The organism is Amycolatopsis sp. ATCC 39116 (assembly GCF_000231075.2).
In the GTDB taxonomy this organism is placed as follows: domain Bacteria; phylum Actinomycetota; class Actinomycetes; order Mycobacteriales; family Pseudonocardiaceae; genus Amycolatopsis_E; species Amycolatopsis_E tucumanensis.
The window spans coordinates 25,811-47,268 of record NZ_AFWY03000036.1; the positions used below are offsets into that span (position 1 = coordinate 25,811).

The window sequence follows — 21,458 nt, forward strand, 5'->3', positions numbered from 1 at the left end:
GGCTCCTCAGAACGTGTAGGCCAGGCCGTCGACCGGCGATTCGGGCACCGGCGGCACCTTCGGCTTCGGCTCGAAGCTCAGCGTGCCGTGGTTGATCGGGAAGCGGGTCGGCATCTTCCCCACCGCGCGGCCGTAGGCGCAGGCGGCCGCGGCGAACGAGCTGGCGACGGCGAGCTCCCCGGCGCCACCGGGCTCGCCGGTGGTCGCGGGCATGACCACGACCTCCATCTCCGGCGGCGTGTTCCACTGCCGGGTGTAGAAGTAGTTGTCCCAGCTCGCTTCCAGCGGCAGGCCGTTGTCGATGTGCAGGCTGGAGGTGAGCGCCATCGCGATGCCGTCGTTGACGCAGCCGATGGTCTGCGCCTCCAGGCCCTTCGGGTTGATCGGCAGTCCGGCGTCCACGACCGCGACGGCCTTGGTGACGCGTGGGCCGGCGACCCCGTTGCGGATCTTGCGGTTGACCGTCTCCGGGCGGCAGTCGATCTCCATCAGGACCGCGCTGACGCTCTTGTACTCGTAGTGCAGCGCGATGCCCTGCGCGGTGCCTGCGGGCATCTTGCGGCCCCAGTTTCCGACCTCGGCGGCCTTGTCCAGGACCTTGCGGATGCGGTCGTCCTTGAGGAAGTTCCGCCGGAACGTCAGCGGGTCCTGCCCCATCTTCGCGGCCAGCTGGTCGACGATCAGCTCGCGCGCGCAGACCACGTTGGGCGAGTAGACGTTGCGCATGCTGGAGGTGTGGAACTTCAGCGGCACCTCGTTGAGCAGTTGCGTGGCGGCGCCGAAGTTGTACGGCATCTGCGTGGACAGCATGAACACCGTCTGGGAGAACCCGATGTCGCCGACCGGGAGCTTCGCGGCGACGGCGGTGAGGATCTCGCCGAGGCCGTGGCCGAAGTCGGTGGTGACGCTGGTGTGCCGCTGCTCGTAGCTGACGACGTTGCCGAGCGCGTGGTTGACCCGGACGCGGGAGATGCACATCGGGTGCGTGCGGCCGTGGCGGGCGTCGTCGGCGCGGTGCCACATGAGCTTGACCGGCTTGCCCATCTTCTTCGAGATCTCCGCCGCTTCGAGCGCGGCGTCGCCGAACAGCTTGCGGCCGAAGGAACCACCGCCGGTGACGACGTGCACCTTGACCGCCGGGATCGGCAGGCCGAGCTTGAGCGCGATCTGCTCCTGCGTGGTGATCGGCGACTTGAGACCGGACCAGATCTCGGCGCGGTCGGCGCGCACGTCGGCGATGGCGCAGTTGGTCTCCAGCGCGCTGTTGCTGGCGAAGGCGAACACGAACTCGGCGTCGATCGACTGGGTCAGCACCGGCGGCACGGTCATCGGCAGCGCGGCGGCGCGCAGCTTCCGCTCGACCGAGGCGTCGGTCTCACCGTCCACTGTGCCCGGTCCCCAGTCCACCTTCAGCGCCCGGATCGCGTCGATGCACTGGCCGAAGGTCTCGGCCCGCACGGCGACACCGGTGGAGACGGTGGCGACGTCGGTGACGCCCGGCATCCCCTTCACCTCCGCCAGATTGCGGACGGCCTTGACCGTGCCGTTGATCGTCGGCGGGCGGCAGACCATCGTCGGCTTGGCGTTCGGGACCTGGAGGTCCATCGTGAACTGCTTGCGCCCGGTGACCGCCTCGAGCGCGTCGATGCGGCCGGTGGGCTTGCCGATGATGCGGAACTCGGAGGTCTTCTTCAGCGTCGCGCTGGTTTCCGCGGTGCGGGCGCTGGCGGCGGCCTCGGCGAGCGAGCCGTAGGTCGCGGTGCGGCCGGTGGCGCTGCGGATGACGCCGTCGCGGGTGGTGAGCGTGGCGGCGTCGACCTTCCACTGCTCGGCGGCGGTGGCCAGCAGACGGGCGCGTGCGATGGCGGCCGCGGTGCGGACCGGGGTGTAGAGCGAGCGCACCGAGTTGGAGCCGCCGGTGAGCTGGTTGAAGACCAGCTCGGGGCGGGCGTCGGCGAGGTTGACGCCCACCTTGCTCAACGGCAGGTCCATCTCCTCGGCGATGAGCATCGCGATGGTGGTGGTGATGCCCTGGCCGACCTCGGCGCGCGGCACCGCGAAGGAGACCGTGCCGTCGCGGTTGAGCTGGATCGCGATGAGGTTGGAGGTCGGCATCGCGGCGAGCGTCAGCGCGTCGCCGAGGTCCAGGATGTCGGCGGCGCCGGGGAGGGTGGGGATCGCGGCTTCGGCCGGGGACGGGGACGCCAGATCACCACCGAGCTTCGCCGCCACCGCGAGGGTGGGCGCCGCGAGGAGGTAGCCGAGGAACCGGCGCCGTTCCAGGGACGGAGCACCGTCCCCGGGCGCGGGCGATCGCCGTTGATGCGCCATCGAGAGTGTCCTTCCGAGATCCACGTTGATCGCGGTCACGATAGGAATCGGGTTCGGCGGTGGTCAACGATCCGTAGCCGTGCCGGGGCATCTCTGTGACGGGGTGACAGTCTCATGCCACACAACTGTGACGCGGACACAGCCGAACGTCGTATCTGGTTGCGCCGGACGGCCCACTGATCGCGACAGTCGATCAATCGGGCGGCTGGCAGGTTGATGCCGCGGCAGCCCCCGGGACCGGTTCCCGCCCCGACACTGACGATCATGGTCCAGCCCCACACGAAGGCCGCCGACCCACTGGCCGCGGCGCTCGGCAACGCCTCGCTGCTCGGCGCCGGCTACCTGCTGCTCGGTCGCCGACGGCTCGCGGTCCTCACCGGCCTGGTCACGATCGCACTGGTCACGGTGCTCGCCCTGGCGGTGCGGACGCTGTGGTTCGAGATCGTCGTGCTCGTCTGGTGGGCGGCTCTGGCCGCACACGGCTGGCACCTGGCCCGGCACACCGAGCGCCCGGCGCACACCGGCAGGCAACGGCTGACCGGTCTCGCCGTCGCGCTCCCGGTGCTGCTGGCCGTCGGGCTGCTGCGCTTCGACGCCGCCCGCATCGAGGGTGACGCCATCGAAGCCCACGGCCGCGGCGACTGCCCGGGGGCGCTGGCCGCGCTGGACGGGCTGTGGGCGGGGCACGCGGTGGCCGACGCGCCGCTGACCGCGCACACCGGCGACACCGTCCGCGCCTGCCGTCTGCTGCTGGCGGCCGAAGCGCAGCTCGGCAAGGCCCTCGGCGGCGACCCCGCGAACCTGGAGCGCGCGTTCGCGACACTGGCCGACGTGCGCGCGATCCCCGGCCAGGACCAGCGGATCCGGGAGGTGCTGGACCGCTTCACCGGCCGGCTGCCCGTCCCCGACCCGTGCGGCACCGCGGCGATCACCGACTGGCTCCGGCAGGGCGCGCGCGGCCCGGTGCTGGACCACGCCGCCCGTGTGGTGCCACGGGTCGCGCCCGCCGCGCTCGCCGGGTGCGCGGACCGGCTGATGGCGGCGGACGACTGGCCCCGCGCCCGCGACCGGTACCAGCAGATCCTCGACCAGTACCCCGGCCACGAACTCACCGCGCGCGCCGGCGACGGCGCGACCAGGGCGACCCAGGCGATCGAGCTGGCGAACGTGCGTGACCTGCTGGAAGTCTCCTACCCGGGCGCGGAACCGGAGTACTGCGACCACCCGGCGCCCTACAGCGGCGCGGCGCCCTACGGGGACGGGCCGAACCGGGCGCTGGTCTTCGGCGACGACGAGCACCTCGGCCGGTTCCCCGCGGAGTGGCGGGCGGGCGGCCCGGCCGACGCGATGGCGGTGATCTGCGCGGGCACCACGGACTACGGCGCCGAAGTCCGGTCGTGTCCCTACGAGTCGGGCCTGAGCCTGTACGGCTACCAGGACGTGTCCTTCCGGAAGATCGCGATCCCGGTGCGCGTGTACGAGGTGAAGACGGGGCGGCTGGTCACCGACACCCGCGTGGAGATCGGCGGCGCGTCCTGCCCGCCGGTGCTGCACTACACCACCTACGTCGACCTGGCCGTGGACATCCCGCCGAGCCAGGTGTACGTGACGCCGTCGGACGCCGACGTGCGCGCGGCGTTCCAGCCGCTGATCGACCCGTGAGGGCGGGCAGCCCCCGCCCTCACGGGTGCGCGCTCAGTCCGCCGAGTGCATGATCACGCCACGGATGTTCTTGCCGTCGCGCAGGTCCTGGTAGCCCTCGTTGACCTCTTCGAGCGAGTACCGCTTGGTCACCAGCTCGTCGAGCTTCACGTGCCCGGCCTGGTAGAGGCGCAGCAGGCGGACGATGTCGTACTGCGGGTTGGCCGAGCCGAACAGCGTGCCCTTGACCGTCTTCTCGAACAGGGTCATCACGCCGCCGGACAGGTGCACCGTCAGCTTCTCCGGGTTGGCCAGGCCGGTGATGACGACCGTGCCGCCCTTGCCGATCACGTTGAACGCGTCGGTCACGACCTGCTCGTCCACCGTGCCGACGGTGATCAGCGCCTGGTCGGCCATCTGGCCCCAGGTCAGCTCCGCCACCTTCGCCGCGGCCTCGTCCGCCGAGGCGAACGCGTGCGTGGCGCCCAGTTCCAGCGCCTTCTCGCGCTTGAACGCGACCGGGTCGACCGCGATCACGTTCGCCGCACCCGCATGCGCCGCGCCCTGGACCGCGTTGATGCCGATCCCGCCGATGCCGTACACGACGCACGTGTCGCCCGCGCGCACGCCGCCGGCGTAGTTGGCCGTCGCCCACCCGGTCGGCACACCGCAGCCCACGAGCACCGCGGTCTCCAGCGGCAGCCAGTCGTCCACCTTGACCACGGAGTGCTGGGAGATCGTGGCGCGCTCGGAGAACGTGCCGAGCATGCACATGGCGCCGTAGTCGGTGCCGCCGCGGTGGAAGCGGAAGCTGCCGTCGGGCATGTGCCCGTCCAGGATCGTGGCGCCCATGTCGCACAGGTTCGACCGGCCGGTGGCGCAGTAGCGGCACGTGCCGCAGTTCGGGATGAACGAGCAGACCACGTGGTCACCGGGCTTGACCTTGGTGACGCCCGGCCCGACCTCTTCGATGATGCCCGCGCCCTCGTGCCCGCCCACGATCGGGAACCGCGGCACGAGGTCGTTGTCGATCAGGTGCAGGTCCGAGTGGCACAGCCCGGCGGCCGTGTACTTGATCAGGACCTCACCGTCGCGGGGACCGTCGAGCTCGAGTTCCTCGATCTCGAACGGCTTGCCCGCGGAGTGCAGGACAGCGGCCTTGGTCTTCACACCGATCACCTCTTTGTGACAGGGGTCTCATGCACGGACTGCTACATGATGCCATCTTTGGCCACCGCCGCGGCAGCTTCAAGTAGAGCGTCCGCCCATCGACGGAGGGTGGCGCGCCCCGCTTCCGCGGTCGCCCCCGCGGGGTCACCCAGCACCCCGTTCGGGCTCACCCCGCGCACACCTTCGTCACGCAACCGGCCGATCAGCTCGGGCATCGGCCGCGTCGCGCCGGCCTCGAACCGGTCCACCCGCACGGCTTCCGGCCGCAGCGCGAGCATCACCGAGGTCTCCAGCCGTCCGGCGTGCGTGTCGTCGGCCGGACCGTCCGGGCACCAGGCGCGCACGTTCCGGCCCTCGTAACGCAGTTTCGCGACCGCCCGGCGCAGCGGGGCCGCGTTGCCGCCGTGCGCGCACACCAGCAGCACCCCGGCGAACGCGTCGGCGGAGCGCACCAGCTCGACCACGAGGAGTTCCGTGACTTCCTGACCGATCGACAGCGTGCCGGGAAAACCGGCGTGCTCCCCGCTGGAGCCATAGGGCAGCGGGGGCGCGACGACCACCTCCGGACGAGCCTCGGCGAGGCGGCGGCACAACTCGACGGCGATTTCGGTGTCCACCGTGTACGGCAGGTGCGGACCGTGCTGCTCGGTGGCGCCCAGCGGCACGGCCAGCAGGCGGCGCTCGCCGAGTTCGGGCCAGGCGAGGTCGGCGAGGTTCATGACCTTTTCCGGATCGAGGCAGTGCCGCGCAGCGGCTCCGTTGAGGGTGCTGGTGGGCGACGGGTGGGCCAACTTGAGAGGTCGGGGATCAGCGGCCCCGGTTCCTCCTCGCGCAGGCAGCCACGCCAAACCCCGGTGCCATAAGCGAAATCGTCCGCGGCACGAGCCAGCAGCCACCGCAGCGGGTCGATGTCCGGCCGGGTGCGGGCCCAGTCGGCGAGGTGCCGGGCATAGGCCAGCGCCAGCACGCGGCGGCCACGCCGGGACAGCGCCAGCACCGGGACCGCGGCCGGGCCCCACGCGCCGGTGAGCGCGTCGGCCAGGAACCGGCCCGCCGCGACGTGCCCGCCCAGCGCGATGCCGAGCGCCTCCTTCGCCGGGACGTCAAGGGGTTTCAGCTTGCGTGGCAACAGGGCCGCGGTGCCGAGCGCGATCGCCACACCGGTCTTCGGCCGTCCGGCGGCCACCGCGAGCCAGGCCAGCGCGGTCCAGCCGGACACCCGGACCGGCGCGAGCGCCTGCCGCCCGTGGCGTTTCGCGAGCGGCGCGGCGGACGTGCCGTAGCTGTACCGCTGCTTCAGCCAGGCGCGCCACGTCGTGCGTGGTTCGTGCACCACTTCGGACTCCGGCTCGTACCGCACCGAGCCGCCGGCGTCGACGAGGCGCCAGATCAGGTCGACGTCCTCGCCGAACCGCAGGTCCTCGTCGAAGCCGTGGATCGCCTGCAGCGCCGAGGTTCGCACGACGAGCGCGGCGGTGGGCAGGTAGGTGATGCGGCCGCGCGGCCGCACCTGCGCCGGGGTGGTGCCCATGTCCAAAGAGGACCGCAGCCGTTCGTACCGGGAGAGCGTGCCGTCGCCGGGCGCGCTGCGCACCCGTGGCGCGACGGCCACCACGGCCGAGTCCTCGAACTGCGCCAGCAGCGGCCCGAGCCAGCCCGGTTCGGGGCGGGTGTCGGCGTCGAGGAAGGCGACCAGCTCGGTGGTCACCTTGCGCCAGCCGGTGTTGCGGGCGGCGGCCGGTCCGCGGGCGACGGGGTGCCGGTCGACGGCGTGCGGCACGGGCACCGCCGACCCATCGTCGACGACGAGCGTCTCGCGCACGTCGGTCAGGCGGGGCAGGAGCCCGGCCAAGCGGTCGGCGTGGTCGCGGACCGGGACCACGACGGTGACGTCCTGCGGCGTCAGCCTCGAGTCGGGGTGGGTGGGGTGGACCATCCCGGCCAGGGTGAGCTTTTCCGCCAGGCGGCGGTGGTGGGGCTTGTCGCCGACGGGTGTGCCGCTTGCCCACTGGGCGAACAGGCGCGCCCCGGTGGCGGACAGCTTGATGATCCGCAAGGGCGAGCCGCCGACGAGGACGCGCCCGCAGGCGACGGCCTTGGTGGAGGGGTCCAGGCGCAGCACAGTCATGCTGTGAAGCCTCCGTCCGCGTGGACGACGGTGCCGGTGACGGCGCTCGCGTCCGGGCCGCACAGCCAGCAGACCGCGGCCGCCACCTCCTCGGGTTCGAGCAGGCGCTCGGTGAGCTGGTGCTGGGCGAACTCCTCGACGTCGTCCAGGTCGTAGAGCTCCGCGGTGGCCTGCAGCATCGGGGTGCGGGTGGAGCCGGGTGAGACGGCCGTCGCGGTGACGCCGGTGCCGCGCAGGTCCGTCGCGAGGCCGCGGATCAGCCCCACGACGGCGTGCTTGGCGGCGTTGTAGCCGGCCAGCCGCCAGAGCCCGGTGTGGGCGGCGGCCGAGGCGAGGGCGACGAACCGCCCGGTGCGCGGCTGCGGGCGCCGCAGCAGGGCGGGCACCGCGGCGCGGGCGAGGTGGAAGACGCCGTCCACGCCGGCGCCGAACAACGATTCCCACTCGGAATCGGTGGTCTCCCAGAGCGGCCGCCCACCCGCCATGACCGCCGCTGCGGCGACAGCGGCGTCCAGCCCACCGAACTCACGCTCGGCGATGGCGACGGCCTCGTCGAGGGCCTGCTGGTCCCGCACGTCGGCCACGAAGTCGAGCACCTGGCCCGGCCACTTCGCGGCGACCTCGGCGAGCTGCTCCCGCCGCGCCAGCGGATAACCCAGCCCCGGGGAATCCGCGGCGACGTCCACGGCGACGACGCGCCACCCCTCCCCAGCGAGCCGGTGCACGACGGCCGCCCCGATGCCCCGCCCGGCCCCCGTCACCACGGCGACGCGCGGGGTCACGTGATCATCTCCACGAGCGGAGCGTGCCAGCTGCCCGCTCACGACGACACCACCCACCCGGTGACAACTTGGCCGCGGGCAGCCACACGACTCGCCAACCAGCTCCCGCCACCCCCCGCTCGCACACCGCCCAGCCGCGGGAGCGCAACCACCAGCGCCGAACCCATCACCCACCCGGTGCCGCAGCGAGCGGTCGCGGGACTCCCGACCGGCAGCTGCCATGGTCCCGCCGGAGGCGGGGTGACCGACCGCCCGGCCGCTGCCCCGCGTCCAGCCGCGTCGCTCACAACGACACCCCCGCTCGATGCCCCTCCACCACCGCGGCGTGCGCGCGCCGCGGGGTCACGCAATCCCCCGCGCGCAGCACCGGGAACGGCGCCTCCCGCAGCGCGTGCCACAACTCGTCCTCCGGCTCCTGGTGCGTCGCGCACACCACCCAGTCGCAGCGGACCTCCGTGGTCTCGCCGGTCGTGTGCTTCAACATCCGCAACGCCACGCCCCCATCCTCCGTCGCCGCGGCGCCGAGCACCATCTCGTCCGTCCGCTCCGCGATCCCGAGCTCGTGCGCCCGCCGCCCGAACAGCTCCCGGTCCAGGGTCAGCCCCAGGTCCTGCCCGACGACCATCCCGGGCGTCGACAACGTCACCCGGCAGCCCCGCCGCGCCAGCAGCTCCGCCACCGACGTCGCCGGGTGGAAGCCGACCTCGTCGATCACCACCACCGCGCCGGACGGCGAGACACCGCCCAGCACCTCCCGCGCGTGCACCACCCGCGGCGGGACCGCCCACTCCGGCAGCACCGGCCGGGCGCCCGTCGCCAGCACCACGGCGTCCGGCGCCTCGTCCAGCAGGAACGAAGCCGTCACCGCGACACCGGTCGCCAAGTCGACACCGGCCTGACGGCACTCGGTCAGCAGGTTGCGCACCAGGTCACCCAGCTCGCCCCGGCCCGGCGCGGTCGCGGCCAGCGCGATCTGCCCGCCCACCTCGCAGCGCTCGAACACCGTGACCCGGTGTCCCCGCCCGGCCGCCGTCGCCGCCGCCTGCAGCCCGGCCGGGCCCGCGCCGACGACCAGCACTCGCTTGGGGCGCGGCCCGGGCGGCGGCAGCGGCACCGCTTCCCGCCCGGCGCTCGGGTTCTCCACGCACCCGAGCCACCGGTTGAGACCCATCCGCCCGACGCACTCCTGGTTGCAGGACAGGCAGGTCCGCACCTCCCGTCCGGCCCGCGCCTTCGCCGCGAACGACGGGTCGGCGATCTGCCCGCGCACCACACCGACGAGATCGCACCGCCCCTCGGCCAGCGCCCGCTCGGCCTCCTCCGGCGATTTGATCCGTCCGATGCCCACGACCGGCACGGACACCGCGCGCCGCAACGCTTCGGACACCGGCAGCGCGTACCCGCGCGGGACCGCCATCGACGGTTCGACCATGTACAGCGTCGAGGTCGCGACCCCGATCGAGGTGTTCAGGTAGTCGATGTCCGGCGAGATCAGCCGCGCCACCTCGGCCGCCTCGGCCGGCGTGATGCCGCCCTCGACCAGGTCGTCGCCGGAGAGCCGCACCCCCAGCGCCCGGTCCGGCCCGATCGCCGCCCGCACCTCCGCGACGACCTCCCGCAGGAACCGCGCGCGGTTGGGCAGCGGGCCGCCGTAGTCGTCGGTCCGCAGGTTCGCCGCGGGCGCCAGGAACCCGCGCAGCAGCGACGACTGGGAGCACTGGATCTCCACGCCGTCGAAGCCGCCTTCGGCGCAGTGCCGCGCGACGCGCCCGTACCCGGCGACCACCTCGGCGATCTCCGCGACGGTCATCGCCTTGGGCACCTCGCGGAACAGCGGGTCCGGCACCGGGGACGGCGCCCACACCGCCCGCCGCGAGTACATCGACGACGCCTGCCCGCCGTTGTGGTTGAGCTGCGCGAAGATCGGCACGCCGTGCGCGTGCACGGCGGCGGTGATGCGGCGGTAGCCGGGCACGACCTCCGGCCTGTACCCGTGGATCACCTTCTCGTAGGGCCAGTCCGAGGGGTGCACGACGTGCTCCTCGGAGATGATCAGCCCGGCGCCGCCCGCCGCCCGCGCGGCGTAGTAGGCCGCGTGCTGCTCGGTGGGCAGGTTGCCGGTGGCGTAGTTGGTCAGGTGGGCGGCGAACACGATCCGGTTGCGCACCTCGACCGGCCCCAGCCGCAACGGTTCGAACAGCAGGCTCACAACGCCACCGCCGCGCGACGACCGTCCAGGACGGCCTCGTGAATCGTCCGGGGCGCCACCGCGTCGCCGACCGCGACCCCCGGCAGCGCGACCTCGGGGAGCCGGTGTCCACAGTGGATCAGCACCGCGCACGACAGCTCCCGGCACTCCCCGGTGAGCACGTCCTCCACCACCACGTGGTCCCGCCGCGCCACCCGCAGGCGCGACCGCTTCGCCAGCTCCACCCCGGCCCGCTGCAGGCGCGCGTTCACCGCGGCGACGTCCCGGACCTGGGTCGCGATCACCGGATCAGGGCTGACGATCGTCACCGCGCGTCCGGCGGTCAGCAGCTCCGCGACAGCCGCGCCGGTCCAGTCGCCGAGCGGGTCGTGCACCACGACCGGCCCGTCCGGCAGCTCCGCGCCGCCCAAGACCGCGGCCACGTCGAGCACCCGGCCGCCCTCGACGGAGTAGTCCCGCGGGCCGGGCCTGCTGCCGGTCGCCACGACCACCGGCCGCCCGTCCGCCGCGACGGTCTCCACCCCGGTCGAGATCCGCACGCCCAGCCGCCGGACCTCGGCCTCCAGCCAGTCCACGAGCCGCCCCAGCCGGTCCCGGCCGGGCAGCCGCGCCGCGACACGCGCCATCCCGCCGAGCCGGGCGTCGCGCTCGGTCAGCTCGACGTCGAAACCCCGCAGGGCGAGCACCCGCGCGGCTTCCAGCCCGGCCGGGCCACCGCCGGCCACCAGCACCTCCCCGGCGCCCGGGCGCGGCAGCGGATCCTCGGTCTCGTGCCCGCTGCGTGGCTCGCCGATGCAGCTGACCAGCGGGTTCCGCGGGTCCCGCACCCGGCACTTCTGGTTGCACAGCACACACGGCCGCGGCCGCGTCCCGGCCCGCACGTGACGCACCAGGTCCGGATCGGCGATCTGCGCGCGGGTCATCTCGACCAGCCCGGCGAAGTCCAGTGCCCGCTCCGCGAGCTCAGGATCCACCACACTGCCCTGCAACACCGTCAAGGCGCGCCCGGAGAACGCCCGGCACAGATCGACGTTGAAGCCCGGTTCGGTGCGTGCGTCCGGCCGGGAGTCGGCGAACGCCGAACCCCGCACCGGCACCAGGTAGTCGATCCCGCCGGGCACGGGCGCGGTCTCCGGCGTGATCCCGCCCCACGGCGCGCCTTCGTCGCACGCCAGGCGCAGCCCGAGGATGCGGTCCCCGATCGCCTCCCGGACCGCCGCGACGACCTCACGCAGCAGCAGACCCCGGTCCCCGTAGGCGTCCGTGCGCCGGTTGGTCAGCCCAGAACAGAACTGCCGCAGCAGCGAGTACTGCCCGGCGTCGATCTCCACACCGTCCACACCGGACTCGGCAGCGAGCGCGGCGGCGGCGCGGAACCCGGCGATCAGCTCCGCGATCTCCGGGCCGTCCACCTCCATCGGCAGCTCGCGGCTCACCGGATCCGGCACCCGCGACGGCGCCCACAACGCCGACTGGTGGTAGGCCGACGAACCCTGCCCGCCGGCGTGCCCGAGCGACGCGACCACGAGCGTCCCGTGTGGACGGCAGGCGTCCACGATGGACGTCCACCCCGGACCGCATTCCGCGGCCAGCGGCGCGCGCTCGTACGGCCAGTCGGAGGGGTGCACGCTCGCCGTCTCGGTGACGACGATCCCGGCGCCGCCCTCGGCTCGCCGCCGGTAGTAGGCGACGTGCCGGTCGGCGAGCGCCCGCCCCCGAGCCAGGTTCGTTTCGTGCGGACCGAAGAGGACCCGGCTGGGGGCGGTGCGGCCGCCGACCCGGACGGGGCCGGCGAGCCTGGTCATCGTCCTGGCTGGAACCCCGCGAGCGGGCTGGTGTCGCAGGCCCGATCCGGCCGGGCGCTGCCCTCGGGCGGGCCGAACCCGATGCTGACCGGCACCTTGCCCGCCTTGCGGCTCTGGCGGGTCTTGCGGTGCGAGTGGTCGATGTGCGACCGCGGCGCCCCGCTGACCCCGGCCAGCGCCAGTTCCCCGTGCCCCTTGACGCATTCCGGATCGGGACCGTCCAGCGGAAGGCCGGTGAAGAACTTCGCCGCCATGCACCCGCCCTGGCAGGCGTCGTAGGCCGAACACGACGTGCACGCGCCGCCGGTCTGCGGGCCGCGCAGGCGCTCGAACAGCTCGGAGGTGTTCCACACGCCCGCGAACCCGCCCTCGTCGCGGACGTTGCCTGCGAGGAACTCCTCGTGGATCGCGAACGGGCAGGCGTAGACGTCGCCGACCGGGTCGATCAGGCACACCACCCGGCCCGCGCCGCAGAGGTTCAGGCCGGGCAGCGGGTCCGATCCGAGCGCGTTGAGGTGGAAGAACGAGTCGCCGGTGAGGACCTTCTCGCCGTTGGCGATCAGCCAGTCGTAGAGCTGCAGCTGCTGCTCGGCCGTCGGGTGCAGCTCGTCCCAGGTGTCCGCGCCGCGGCCGGACGGGCGCAGCCGCGTGATGCGCAGCTGGGCGCCGTAGGTGTCGGCGATGGCCTTGAACTCGTCGAGCTGGCCGACGTTGTGCCGGGTCATCACGACGGAGAGCTTGAAGTCGCGGAACCCGGCGTCCTTCAGGTTCCGCATCGCCCGCATCGCCGTGTCGTAGGAACCCGGGCCGCGGACGTAGTCGTTGACCTCGGCGGTGGCGCCGTCCAAGGAGATCTGCACGTCCACGTAGTCGGTGGCGGCGAGCCACCGCGCCCGCTCCGGGGTGAGCTTGACGCCGTTGGTGGAGAACTTGACGCCCACCTGGTGGTCCACGGCGTACTCGACGAGCTCCCAGAAGTCGGCGCGGACGGTGGGCTCGCCACCGCCGATGTTGACGTAGAAGACCTGCATGCGCTGCAGCTCGTCGATGACGGCCTTGCACTCCGCGGTGCTCAGCTCCCGCGGGTCGCGGCGGCCCGACGAGGACAGGCAGTGCACGCACGAGAGGTTGCAGGCGTAGGTCAGTTCCCAGGTCAGGCAGATGGGCGAGTTCAGCCCCTGCTTGAAGTGTTCGACGAGCTTCATCGCACGCCCTTCTCAGTGGTTCAGCGCGGTTCGATCGTGCCGTTCTCGGCGAGTCCGGCCAGCGCCTTCAGGTAGGCCGGGCGCTGGTCGCCGGGGACGCCGGCGGCGTCGAGGGTGGTGTGCACGTCGGGCTGCTCCCCGAGCGTGCGCACCACCTCGACCAGGATCTTCGTCTTCAGGAACGAAAGCCTCCGGGTGCCGAAGTCGTAGGCGAGCGCCCCGAACGGTTCCGGTCGCAACGCGACCCGCGGGGAGCACCGGTAGGCCTGGTCCGGATCGAACACGGTCAGTAGACGCCGCACATGCCGTCGATGGAGACCTCTTCCACGAGCAGGTCCTCCTCGACGAGCGAGTCTTCCACGGCGGGGGCGACGCTCTTGGCCTCGGACATGGGATGCTCCCTTCGGCGATGGGCCGCTCCGGTGCGGCCGCGCTTCTCGGACAATAATGGCACCGAGTGCCGAATGGAAGAGGGATGACCGAAAAGGCGGATCCGGCGCCCCGTGCGGGACGCAAGCCGATCACGTCGCGGGCGGAGGTCGAGCACGTGGCGTTCGAACTGTTCGCCAGCCGCGGGTTCGACCGCACGACGATCGACGACATCGCGAAGGCAGCCGGCATCGGGCGGCGCACGTTCTTCCGCTACTTCCCGTCGAAGAACGACATCGCCTGGGGCGACTTCGACGGCCAGCTGGACAAGATGCGCAAGCGCCTCGCGTCGTACCCGCCGGACCGCCCGCTGCCCGGCGTGCTGCGGGAGGCGCTGGTGGACTTCAACCGGGTGGACCCGTCCGAGGCGGTGTGGCACCGGCAGCGGATGGAGCTGATCCTGACCACGCCGGCGCTGCAGGCACACTCGACGCTGCGCTACGCGGACTGGCGGCAGGTGATCGCGGAGTTCGTCGGGGGACGCCTCGGGGTGCCCGCGTCGGCGCTCGCCCCGCAGACCGTGGCCTACACCGCGCTGGGCATCGCGCTGGCCGCGTACGAGCAGTGGCTGCGCGACCCGCGCGCCGACCTCGCCGAGCTGATGGCCGCCGGGGTGGACGAACTGACGGAAGCGCTGACCTGAGGGGACTGCCCACGACCGCGCCACTCGCGGACCCGAACGGCAGAACTCGGCGGCAGCGCGCGAGTTCCACGCTCACGCGCGCGGCACGAGCGCGGAATTCACCCGCGAAAGCGGACTCGGCGGCAGCGCGCGAGTTCCGCGCTCTCGCGCCGGTTCCTCAGTCGGCCACCAGGTTCAGCAGCGTCGCCGGGCCGAGGACTTTCGCGCCCTCCGCCGTCACGCGTGCTCGCAGCTCGCGGTCGGCCGTCACCACCACCACGTGGTCGTCCGGGCGGGCGTCGCGCGTTTTGCGGACGCTTTCCACGATCTGGGAGTCGCCGTCGCGGACCGCGGCGATCACCTCGACCTCGTCGGCCGGTGGCACGTCCCTCGCCTGGCCTTCGACGACCATCTGCACCCGCGGCCACCACGACCAGTCCGCCCCGCCGAGCCCGACGTCCGCGCTGCGCACCCCGTCGCGCGCCAGCCCGGACAACCGGTCCCGCAGCCGCTCCGCCGCGCCTGCCCGGTCCCGCCACCAGCCGTCCGGGCGGGAGCCGACCACGTTGGCCGCGTCGACCACCAGCACCAGCTCCCGGCCGAGTTCGGCGTGCAGCGCGGGCCAGGCGGCCGCGAAGTCCGCGTGCAGCGGGAACGAGCCGACCTCGTCCGGCGGCACCCACCGCAGCTCGGCGCTCTCCTCGTTGACCACCCGCTCCCGCACCGGGTGCCGGGTGTTCGCCAGGACCGTCGTGTAGCTCCAGCCGCCGTGGTCGACCACCGACTCCGCGGTGAGCCGCAGGGCGGCGGACGGCACCGCGGCCTCCTCCTCCGCCTCACGGGTCGCGGCCTCGCGCGCGGACTCGTGACCGCGGCGCGCGCCGCCGGGCAGCGCCCACGTCTCGCCGTGGTGCGTCCACCAGGCCCGGTGCTGCAGCAGCACACCCCGCTCGGGATCGGTCAGCAGCAGGCCCGCGGCGCCGAAGAGGCCCCAATGCCGGTGGCCGCGCTCGCAGTACACGAAGCCGTCGCCGTCATCAGGGGTCATCGTTCCAGCTTGTCATACCGCCGTGGCTTCGAGCGCGAGCGCGGCGGCCCCCACCAGCGCGGCGTCGTCGCCCAGCTGCGCGGTGCGGATGCGCGCGAGCGGCCGGTGCCTGCCGCCGGTGATCGCCGCCGCGTAGTGCTCGCGGGCCTCGTCGAGGAACAGCGGCGCCGACTCCGACACCCCGCCGGCGATCACCACGATCTCCGGGTCGAACACGTCCGCGACCAGCGCCAGCCCCTCGCCGAGCCACTTCGCCAGCTCGGCCACCGCCCGCTGCGCGATGGGGTCGCCGTCGCGCGCCGCCCCGGCCACCCGCCGCCCGGTCAGCGCGCCCGGGTCCAGCGCGATGTCCCTGGACAGGACCGTCGACGTGCCCGGGTACCTGGCCAGCAGCTCGATCGCGGTCGCGGCCAGCGCGGTGCCGCTGCAATAGCGCTCCCAGCAGCCGTACTTGCCGCACGGGCACGCCCGCCCGTCCGGCACCACCGTCAGGTGCCCCAGCTCCGGCGCGACCCCGTTCGCGCCCCGGTACAGCTCGCCGTCCAGCAGCAGCCCCGCGCCGATCCCGGTGCCGATCGCCACCAGCGCCGCGACCCCGGCTCCGCGCGCGGCGCCGAAGCGGTGCTCGCCGACCGCGGCGGCGTTCGCGTCGTGCTCCAGCGTCACCGGCAGGCCGACGCGTTTGGCGATCCGGTCCGCCACCGGCGCGTGCCGCCAGGCCAGGTGCGGCGCGAACATCACGGTGCGCCGGTCGTTGGCGACGAACCCGGCGACCGCCAGCCCGACCCCGGCGACGTCTTCGTGCCGGTTGCGCAGCTCGTCGATCACGGCGGTGATGGCGTCTTCGAGCGCGTCCTCGGCGGCCGGCGTGCCCGCCCGCGCGGTGTCCAGGATCGAGCCGTGCTCGTCCACCACTCCGGCACGGACGCTCGTGCCGCCGACGTCCAGGCCGATCGCGTGCACTAGCCCTCCCGCCACTGCACCGGGATGCGCTGCACCCGGCCGGAGTCCGGCTGCGGCCGCGGCGGCGGCTGGAACCCGGGCATGTGCACGCCCTCCTGCGGCTCCCACCGGTCGGCCAGCACGGCCCGCAGCAACGCGATGATCTGCGCCGCCTGCTCCAGCACGCGGGCGACGAACTCGGGCTTCTCACCGCGCACCACGGCGACCACGGCGCACAGCGGGCACCAGCCGCAGTCGCTGTCGCCATCGGGCTTCTCGGCCGTGCCGTGCCCGGCGGCGACCACGCCGTCCAGCCAGGGGGCCGCGCGTTCGACGACCATCTCGACGAGCAGCCGGATCTCCTCGGCCAGGCTCGCCGCGGTCACGCCTTCGGTCGTCATCGGTCCTCCCCCGGCTTGGTGAGCGAGACGACGAGACCGTCCGCATCGGACTGGGCGCCGGTGATCCGGCATGGCCGCAACGACTCCGGCAGAGCCACCAGGCGGCGGAACCCGTCGACGGTGACGGCCAGGTCGTCGTCCACCCGCGCCAGGTCCAGCTCGGCCCCGCGGTCCAGCGGCAGCGCCAGCCGCAGCCGGTACCCACCGTCCACTTCGGTCACGTGCAGCAGCGGCGCGGAAGTGGATCCCTTGCCCTCCAGCGGATCCCGCTCGCCGTACAGCTCGGTGGCGATCTCCCGCAGCGCGGGCAGCCCGACCGGCTCGGCGGCGCGGTGCTCCACCCTGGCCAGCTCCCAGGTCAGCTCGTTCAGCACCTCGTCCTGCTGGCGGCGGCGGGTGCGCATCCAGTTCGCGGCCGCCCCGCGCCACATGCCGGGCGCGGGCATCAGCCGGTTCACGATCAGCCCGTCGACCCGGATCCCGCGCAGCGCGAGCGAGCTCAGCGTGCGGCGCGCCTCGGCGACCACGACCCGCTCCGGCGTCAGCACCAGCCGCACGGTGGTGACGGCCGGATCGGTCAGCAGGTCACGCAGCGCCGAGACGTGCGCCGCGAGGTCGCGCACCGACCGGGCCAGTCCCCGCGAGCCGGTGAGCGTGAGCTGCCAGCCGAACACCTTGTCCAGGTACCCGGCCACGGCCTCGGGAAGCGCGAGCAGCCGCAGCGTTTCCGCCGTCGGCCCGCAGTCGACCACCACGACGTCCCAGCGGCCTGCCTCGGCCAGCCGCTGCACCTCGGTCAGCGCGAGCAGCTCGTCCACGCCCGGCAGGACGCTCAGCTCCTCGGCGTCCAGCGCGTCCACCCCGGCGCCCGCGAGCGCGCCCTTGAGCCTGCCGCGCAGGTCCTGCCAGATGTCGTCGACGAGGCCGCGCGAGTCGACCTGCGCGCCGTGCAGCCGGGTGTCCACGTCGGACGGTTCGCGGCCGAGGCGCTTGCCGAACGCGTCGGCCAGCGAGTGCGCGGGGTCGGTGGACACGACCAGCGTCTTGTACCCGCGGGCGGCCAGGCCCGCCGCCGTCGCCGCGGCGAGCGTCGTCTTGCCGACGCCTCCCTTGCCGGTGAACAGCAGCAGCCGGGTCATGGGCCGTCCCGCCCTCAGGCGAGGTCCTCCACGCGGCGCTTGAGCTCCTTGAGCGCGGTGTCCATGACCATCTTCTCCGCCTTGCGGCGCAGCAGCCCGATCATCGGCAGCACCAGCTCGACCGACAGCGTGTAGGTGACCCGCGTGCGGTTCCCGACCGCCTCCAGCTCGTAGCGGCCGTCCTGCGCCTTCTGCATCTGGCCGCGCACCAGGTGCCAGCTGACCGACCGGCCGTCGGCGGCCCAGTCGTACTCCAGCGTGTAGACGTCCTTGATCGGGCCGGCGTCCAGGGTCAGCTTGACCTGCTTGGGACGGCCCGCGTCGTCGGTCGCGAGCACCTCGGTCTCCCGGACCTGCTTGGCCCATTCCGGGTACGACGCGAAGTCCGCGATCACCGCCATGACCTTCTCCGGCGGCGCGTCGACCTCGATGGACTGCGTGGACTGGTCGGCCATGGCGGAGAGGTTACCGCCTGGCCCGCGTCACCACCGCAGGACGTACGGGCGCCCGGTGACCTTGAAGTGGCCGACGTTGCGGCACTCGGTGCGGCCCACCCGCAGCCGGGCCGACAGCGGCTGGTGCACGTGGCCGAACAGCGACCACCGCGGCTGCTCCGCGTAGACCAGCCCGCGCAGGGCCGACGAGCCCAGCTCGTGCCGCCGGGCGACCACGTCGTAGGTCAGCTCCGGCAGCGCGGGCGGCTGGTGGGTGCACAGCACGTCGATGTCGGTGAGCTTGCCCACCGCCTCGTCGAACTCCTCCTGCGTGCGCAGGTAGGGCCGCCACACCGGGTTGGACCGGCGGATCGTGGCCCCGGCCGGCAGCACCACGCCGCCCGCGAAGCCGAACCGCAGGCCGCCGATCTCGACGACCTCGCCCTCGACCAGCCGCACGTCGTCACCGGCGAACTCGGGCCACAGGTCCGGCGAGTCGACGTTGCCCGCGATCGCGTAGGTCGGCGCTGTCATCGCCGCGAACATCGCCGCGTACTGCTCGCGGACGGCCTCCTCGACGGCGGCGGCCGGGTCGTCCAGGCTCGACCACAGCGACTTCGAGAAGGCGATCGACTCCTCGCGGGTGCCCTCGCGGCGCAGCCGGGCGAACGTGGCGACCTTCTCCGGGCCGAACAGCGTGCCGAGGATGCCCTGGTCGTGCTGGTGGTAGTCGACGAAGTCGAGCAGGTCGCCGAGGACGATCAGCGCGTCCGCCCCATCACCGGCCTTGGCCAGGGCTTCCGTGTTCCCGTGGACGTCCGACACGACATGAACGCGCATGATTGCCTAGTTTAGCGACGCTAAGAAGTGCGCGGGGGAATCCCGGGCTCCCGACCGTCCTCCAGGATCTCCTTCAGGCCCAGCGCCACGGCCTTGGCCGCGCGGGCCCTGCGGTCGAATTCGCGGCGCAGCTGCCGGGGGCTCATTTCCCCGGCCGGGCTCGCGCGCAGGAAGTAGTGCAGCAGCGTGCCGTCCAGCGTGCGCTCGAGCCAGACCTCCATCGTGCCGACCAGCGCGCCCCGGACGGTCCAGCGCAGGCCCTCCTCGCCGCGGTCGGTGTAGACCTCGAGCACCAGGTCGGGCCAGTACCGCCGCCACGCGGCCGGGTCGGCGAACACCGCCGCCACGGTGCCGGGCGGCACCGCGAGGAAGGTCTCGTCGACGATGTCGATGCTGGGCGGCGCACCGTTGAGCGTGCTCACGCGAGTGAGAATGTCATGCCCGTGTTACCGGCGGTCCGCCCCCTTGGTCGTAAGGTGTCACCGACGCTAAGTTGTGACTGGCGAGTAACACCCTTGAACCACGGAGGTCCACCGTGCGCGAGTACAGCGCCCCGGCAGTGCAGCCGGTTGCCGATGACGAGAACCTCGCCGACATCGTGTGGGCGAACGCCGAGCGGTTCCCCGACGCGATCAGCTTCCGCCGCCAGGTGGACGGCTCGTGGCTGGACGTCACGGCCCGCGAGTTCGCCGCCCAGGTCATCGGCGTCGCGAAGGGCCTGGTCGAGGCCGGGATCGAGCGCGGCGACCGGGTCGGCCTGATGTCCAAGACCCGGTACGAGTGGACGCTGATCGACTTCGCCATCTGGGCGGCGGGCGCCGTCACCGTGCCGATCTACGACACGTCCTCGCCCGAGCAGGTCGCCTGGATCCTGTCCGACTCCGGCGCCAAGGGCGTCTTCGTGGAGACGAGCGAGCACCTGGCCGCGGTCGACGAGGTCCGCGACCGGCTGCCCGGCCTGCAGTACACCTGGCAGATCGAGGCGGCCCGCCCCGCGGTGGACGAGCTGACCACGCTGGGCGCCGACGTGGCCGACGACACCGTGCACGAGCGGCGCCGCATCGTGCAGGCGGGCGACCTGGCCACCATCGTGTACACCTCGGGCACCACCGGCCGTCCCAAGGGCGTCGAGCTGACCCACCGCAACCTGCTGGCCGAGATCCGGGCCGACATCAACGCCTTCCCGCAGCTGATGGAGCAGGGCAACTCGCTGCTGTGCTTCCTGCCGCTGGCGCACGTGCTGGCCCGCGCGATCGCCGTCACCGCCGTCACCGCGCGCGTGACGCTCGGCCACACCCCGGACGTCAAGAACCTGGTGGCCGACCTGGGCACCTTCCGGCCGACGTTCGTGGTGGCCGTGCCGCGCGTGTTCGAGAAGGTCTACAACGGCGCGAAGCAGAAGGCGCACTCCGAGGGCAAGGGCAAGATCTTCGACCGGGCCGAGCAGGTCGCGGTGTCCTACAGCGAGGCGCAGGACACCGGCGGCGCCGGGCTGGGCCTGAAGGCGCAGCACCTGCTGTTCGACAAGCTGGTCTACGGCAAGCTGCGGGCCGCGCTCGGCGGCCGCTGCATCGCCGCGGTCTCCGGCGGCGCGCCGCTGGGCGCCCGGCTGGCGCACTTCTTCCGCGGCATCGGCGTGCCGGTGTTCGAGGGCTACGGCCTGACCGAGACCTCGGCCGCGGCGAACGTGAACACGCAGGACGCGTTCCGCGTCGGCACCGTGGGCCGCCCGGTGGCGGGCACGTCCGTGCGGATCGCCGAAGACGGCGAGGTCCTGCTCAAGGGCGACGTCGTGTTCGGCGCGTACTTCAACAACGAGACCGCCACCAAGGAGGCGCTGGAGGACGGCTGGTTCCACACCGGCGACCTCGGCGAGCTCGACGACGACGGCTTCCTGAAGATCACCGGGCGCAAGAAGGAGATCATCGTGACCGCGGGCGGCAAGAACGTCGCCCCGTCCGGTCTCGAGGACACCATGCGCGCCCACCCGCTGATCTCCCAGGCCATGGTGGTCGGCGACCAGCGCCCGTTCATCGCCGCGCTGATCACGATCGACGAGGAGTTCTTCCCGGCCTGGAAGTCGCAGAACGGCAAGCCGGCCGACGCCACGGTCGCCGACCTGGCGCAGGACCCGGACCTGATCGCGGCCGTGCAGGGCGCGGTCGACGAGGCGAACAAGCAGGTCTCGCAGGCCGAGTCGATCAAGAAGTTCGTCATCCTGGGCAACGACTTCACCGAAGCGGGCGGCGAGATCACGCCGAGCCTGAAGCTCAAGCGCAACGTGGTGACGAAGAACTACGCGACCTTCATCGAAGGTCTGTACCAGAAGTAA

The 21,458-nt window shown here is 72.9% G+C and carries 20 protein-coding genes; 3 read left to right on the top strand and 17 right to left on the bottom strand.

Annotated features, from left to right (window positions below; translation table 11 throughout):
- Nucleotides 1–6 precede the first annotated feature (6 nt).
- Nucleotides 7–2,331, bottom strand: a complete 2,325-nt coding sequence (locus tag AMY39116_RS0328585; protein ID WP_027936300.1) for a molybdopterin cofactor-binding domain-containing protein — start codon at nucleotides 2,329–2,331, stop codon at nucleotides 7–9.
- Nucleotides 2,332–2,595: 264 nt separating this feature from the next.
- Here AMY39116_RS0328585 and AMY39116_RS0328590 point away from each other — a divergent pair, with 264 nt between their 5' ends.
- Nucleotides 2,596–3,993, top strand: a complete 1,398-nt coding sequence (locus AMY39116_RS0328590) for a hypothetical protein (protein ID WP_020421031.1) — start codon at nucleotides 2,596–2,598, stop codon at nucleotides 3,991–3,993.
- A gap of 33 nt (nucleotides 3,994–4,026) precedes the next feature.
- On the opposite strand, the gene AMY39116_RS0328595 is transcribed toward AMY39116_RS0328590, so the two are convergent.
- The 9 genes from AMY39116_RS0328595 to mftA all read right to left on the bottom strand — a co-directional run bounded on the left by AMY39116_RS0328595 (nucleotide 4,027) and on the right by mftA (nucleotide 13,662).
- A complete protein-coding gene (locus tag AMY39116_RS0328595) occupies nucleotides 4,027–5,142 on the bottom strand; it encodes an NDMA-dependent alcohol dehydrogenase (protein ID WP_027936302.1) in 1,116 nt (371 codons plus the stop codon).
- Nucleotides 5,143–5,183: 41 nt separating this feature from the next.
- Nucleotides 5,184–5,861: a mycofactocin biosynthesis peptidyl-dipeptidase MftE gene (gene mftE / locus AMY39116_RS0328600; protein ID WP_020421033.1), complete on the bottom strand. Its 678-nt coding sequence runs from the start codon at nucleotides 5,859–5,861 to the stop codon at nucleotides 5,184–5,186.
- Nucleotides 5,858–7,270: a mycofactocin biosynthesis glycosyltransferase MftF gene (gene mftF, locus AMY39116_RS0328605; RefSeq protein WP_020421034.1), complete on the bottom strand. Its 1,413-nt coding sequence runs from the start codon at nucleotides 7,268–7,270 to the stop codon at nucleotides 5,858–5,860. The genes mftE and mftF overlap by 4 nt, the downstream gene beginning before the upstream one ends.
- Nucleotides 7,267–8,052: a mycofactocin-coupled SDR family oxidoreductase gene (locus tag AMY39116_RS0328610; protein WP_020421035.1), complete on the bottom strand. Its 786-nt coding sequence runs from the start codon at nucleotides 8,050–8,052 to the stop codon at nucleotides 7,267–7,269. The genes mftF and AMY39116_RS0328610 overlap by 4 nt, the downstream gene beginning before the upstream one ends.
- Nucleotides 8,053–8,335: 283 nt before the next feature.
- Nucleotides 8,336–10,261 carry a mycofactocin system FadH/OYE family oxidoreductase 2 gene (locus AMY39116_RS0328615; RefSeq protein WP_020421036.1) on the bottom strand — a complete coding sequence of 642 codons (1,926 nt, stop codon included), beginning with the start codon at nucleotides 10,259–10,261 and terminating at the stop codon, nucleotides 8,336–8,338.
- On the bottom strand, nucleotides 10,258–12,066 hold the full coding sequence (locus AMY39116_RS0328620) for a mycofactocin system FadH/OYE family oxidoreductase 1 (protein WP_020421037.1): 1,809 nt from the start codon (nucleotides 12,064–12,066) through the stop codon (nucleotides 10,258–10,260). The genes AMY39116_RS0328615 and AMY39116_RS0328620 overlap by 4 nt, the downstream gene beginning before the upstream one ends.
- Nucleotides 12,063–13,271: a mycofactocin radical SAM maturase gene (gene mftC / locus AMY39116_RS0328625; protein ID WP_020421038.1), complete on the bottom strand. Its 1,209-nt coding sequence runs from the start codon at nucleotides 13,269–13,271 to the stop codon at nucleotides 12,063–12,065. The genes AMY39116_RS0328620 and mftC overlap by 4 nt, the downstream gene beginning before the upstream one ends.
- A 20-nt stretch (nucleotides 13,272–13,291) precedes the next feature.
- Nucleotides 13,292–13,573 carry a mycofactocin biosynthesis chaperone MftB gene (mftB, locus tag AMY39116_RS0328630; protein ID WP_020421039.1) on the bottom strand — a complete coding sequence of 94 codons (282 nt, stop codon included), beginning with the start codon at nucleotides 13,571–13,573 and terminating at the stop codon, nucleotides 13,292–13,294.
- Nucleotides 13,558–13,662, bottom strand: coding sequence for a mycofactocin precursor MftA (gene mftA, locus AMY39116_RS0328635; RefSeq protein WP_020421040.1), 105 nt, complete (start codon nucleotides 13,660–13,662; stop codon nucleotides 13,558–13,560). Before mftA ends, mftB begins: the two co-directional genes overlap by 16 nt.
- Before the next feature lie 84 nt (nucleotides 13,663–13,746).
- Between mftA and mftR the strand changes: the two genes are divergently transcribed.
- Nucleotides 13,747–14,343 carry a mycofactocin system transcriptional regulator gene (mftR, locus tag AMY39116_RS43675; protein WP_020421041.1) on the top strand — a complete coding sequence of 199 codons (597 nt, stop codon included), beginning with the start codon at nucleotides 13,747–13,749 and terminating at the stop codon, nucleotides 14,341–14,343.
- 157 nt (nucleotides 14,344–14,500) lie between these two features.
- On the opposite strand, the gene AMY39116_RS0328645 is transcribed toward mftR, so the two are convergent.
- The 7 genes from AMY39116_RS0328645 to AMY39116_RS0328675 are packed head-to-tail and all read right to left on the bottom strand — an operon-like array spanning nucleotide 14,501 to nucleotide 19,548.
- Nucleotides 14,501–15,370 carry an NUDIX domain-containing protein gene (locus tag AMY39116_RS0328645; RefSeq protein WP_020421042.1) on the bottom strand — a complete coding sequence of 290 codons (870 nt, stop codon included), beginning with the start codon at nucleotides 15,368–15,370 and terminating at the stop codon, nucleotides 14,501–14,503.
- A gap of 12 nt (nucleotides 15,371–15,382) precedes the next feature.
- Nucleotides 15,383–16,318 carry an ROK family protein gene (locus tag AMY39116_RS0328650; protein ID WP_027936303.1) on the bottom strand — a complete coding sequence of 312 codons (936 nt, stop codon included), beginning with the start codon at nucleotides 16,316–16,318 and terminating at the stop codon, nucleotides 15,383–15,385.
- A gap of 14 nt (nucleotides 16,319–16,332) precedes the next feature.
- Nucleotides 16,333–16,713 carry a hypothetical protein gene (locus tag AMY39116_RS0328655; RefSeq protein WP_020421044.1) on the bottom strand — a complete coding sequence of 127 codons (381 nt, stop codon included), beginning with the start codon at nucleotides 16,711–16,713 and terminating at the stop codon, nucleotides 16,333–16,335.
- Nucleotides 16,710–17,852, bottom strand: coding sequence for an ArsA family ATPase (locus tag AMY39116_RS0328660; RefSeq protein WP_020421045.1), 1,143 nt, complete (start codon nucleotides 17,850–17,852; stop codon nucleotides 16,710–16,712). The genes AMY39116_RS0328655 and AMY39116_RS0328660 overlap by 4 nt, the downstream gene beginning before the upstream one ends.
- Nucleotides 17,853–17,866: 14 nt before the next feature.
- Entirely contained in the window at nucleotides 17,867–18,307 is a 441-nt protein-coding gene (locus AMY39116_RS0328665; RefSeq protein WP_017983871.1) for an SRPBCC family protein, read from the bottom strand.
- A gap of 27 nt (nucleotides 18,308–18,334) precedes the next feature.
- The gene (locus tag AMY39116_RS0328670; protein ID WP_027936304.1) at nucleotides 18,335–19,126 is read right to left on the bottom strand and encodes a metallophosphoesterase; all 792 of its coding nucleotides are present in this window, start codon (nucleotides 19,124–19,126) and stop codon (nucleotides 18,335–18,337) included.
- 20 nt (nucleotides 19,127–19,146) lie between these two features.
- On the bottom strand, nucleotides 19,147–19,548 hold the full coding sequence (locus AMY39116_RS0328675) for a hypothetical protein (protein ID WP_020421047.1): 402 nt from the start codon (nucleotides 19,546–19,548) through the stop codon (nucleotides 19,147–19,149).
- Nucleotides 19,549–19,661: 113 nt separating this feature from the next.
- Here AMY39116_RS0328675 and AMY39116_RS0328680 point away from each other — a divergent pair, with 113 nt between their 5' ends.
- Nucleotides 19,662–21,458 (top strand): long-chain fatty acid--CoA ligase, encoded by a 1,797-nt coding sequence (locus tag AMY39116_RS0328680; protein ID WP_027936305.1) that lies wholly within the window; start codon nucleotides 19,662–19,664, stop codon nucleotides 21,456–21,458.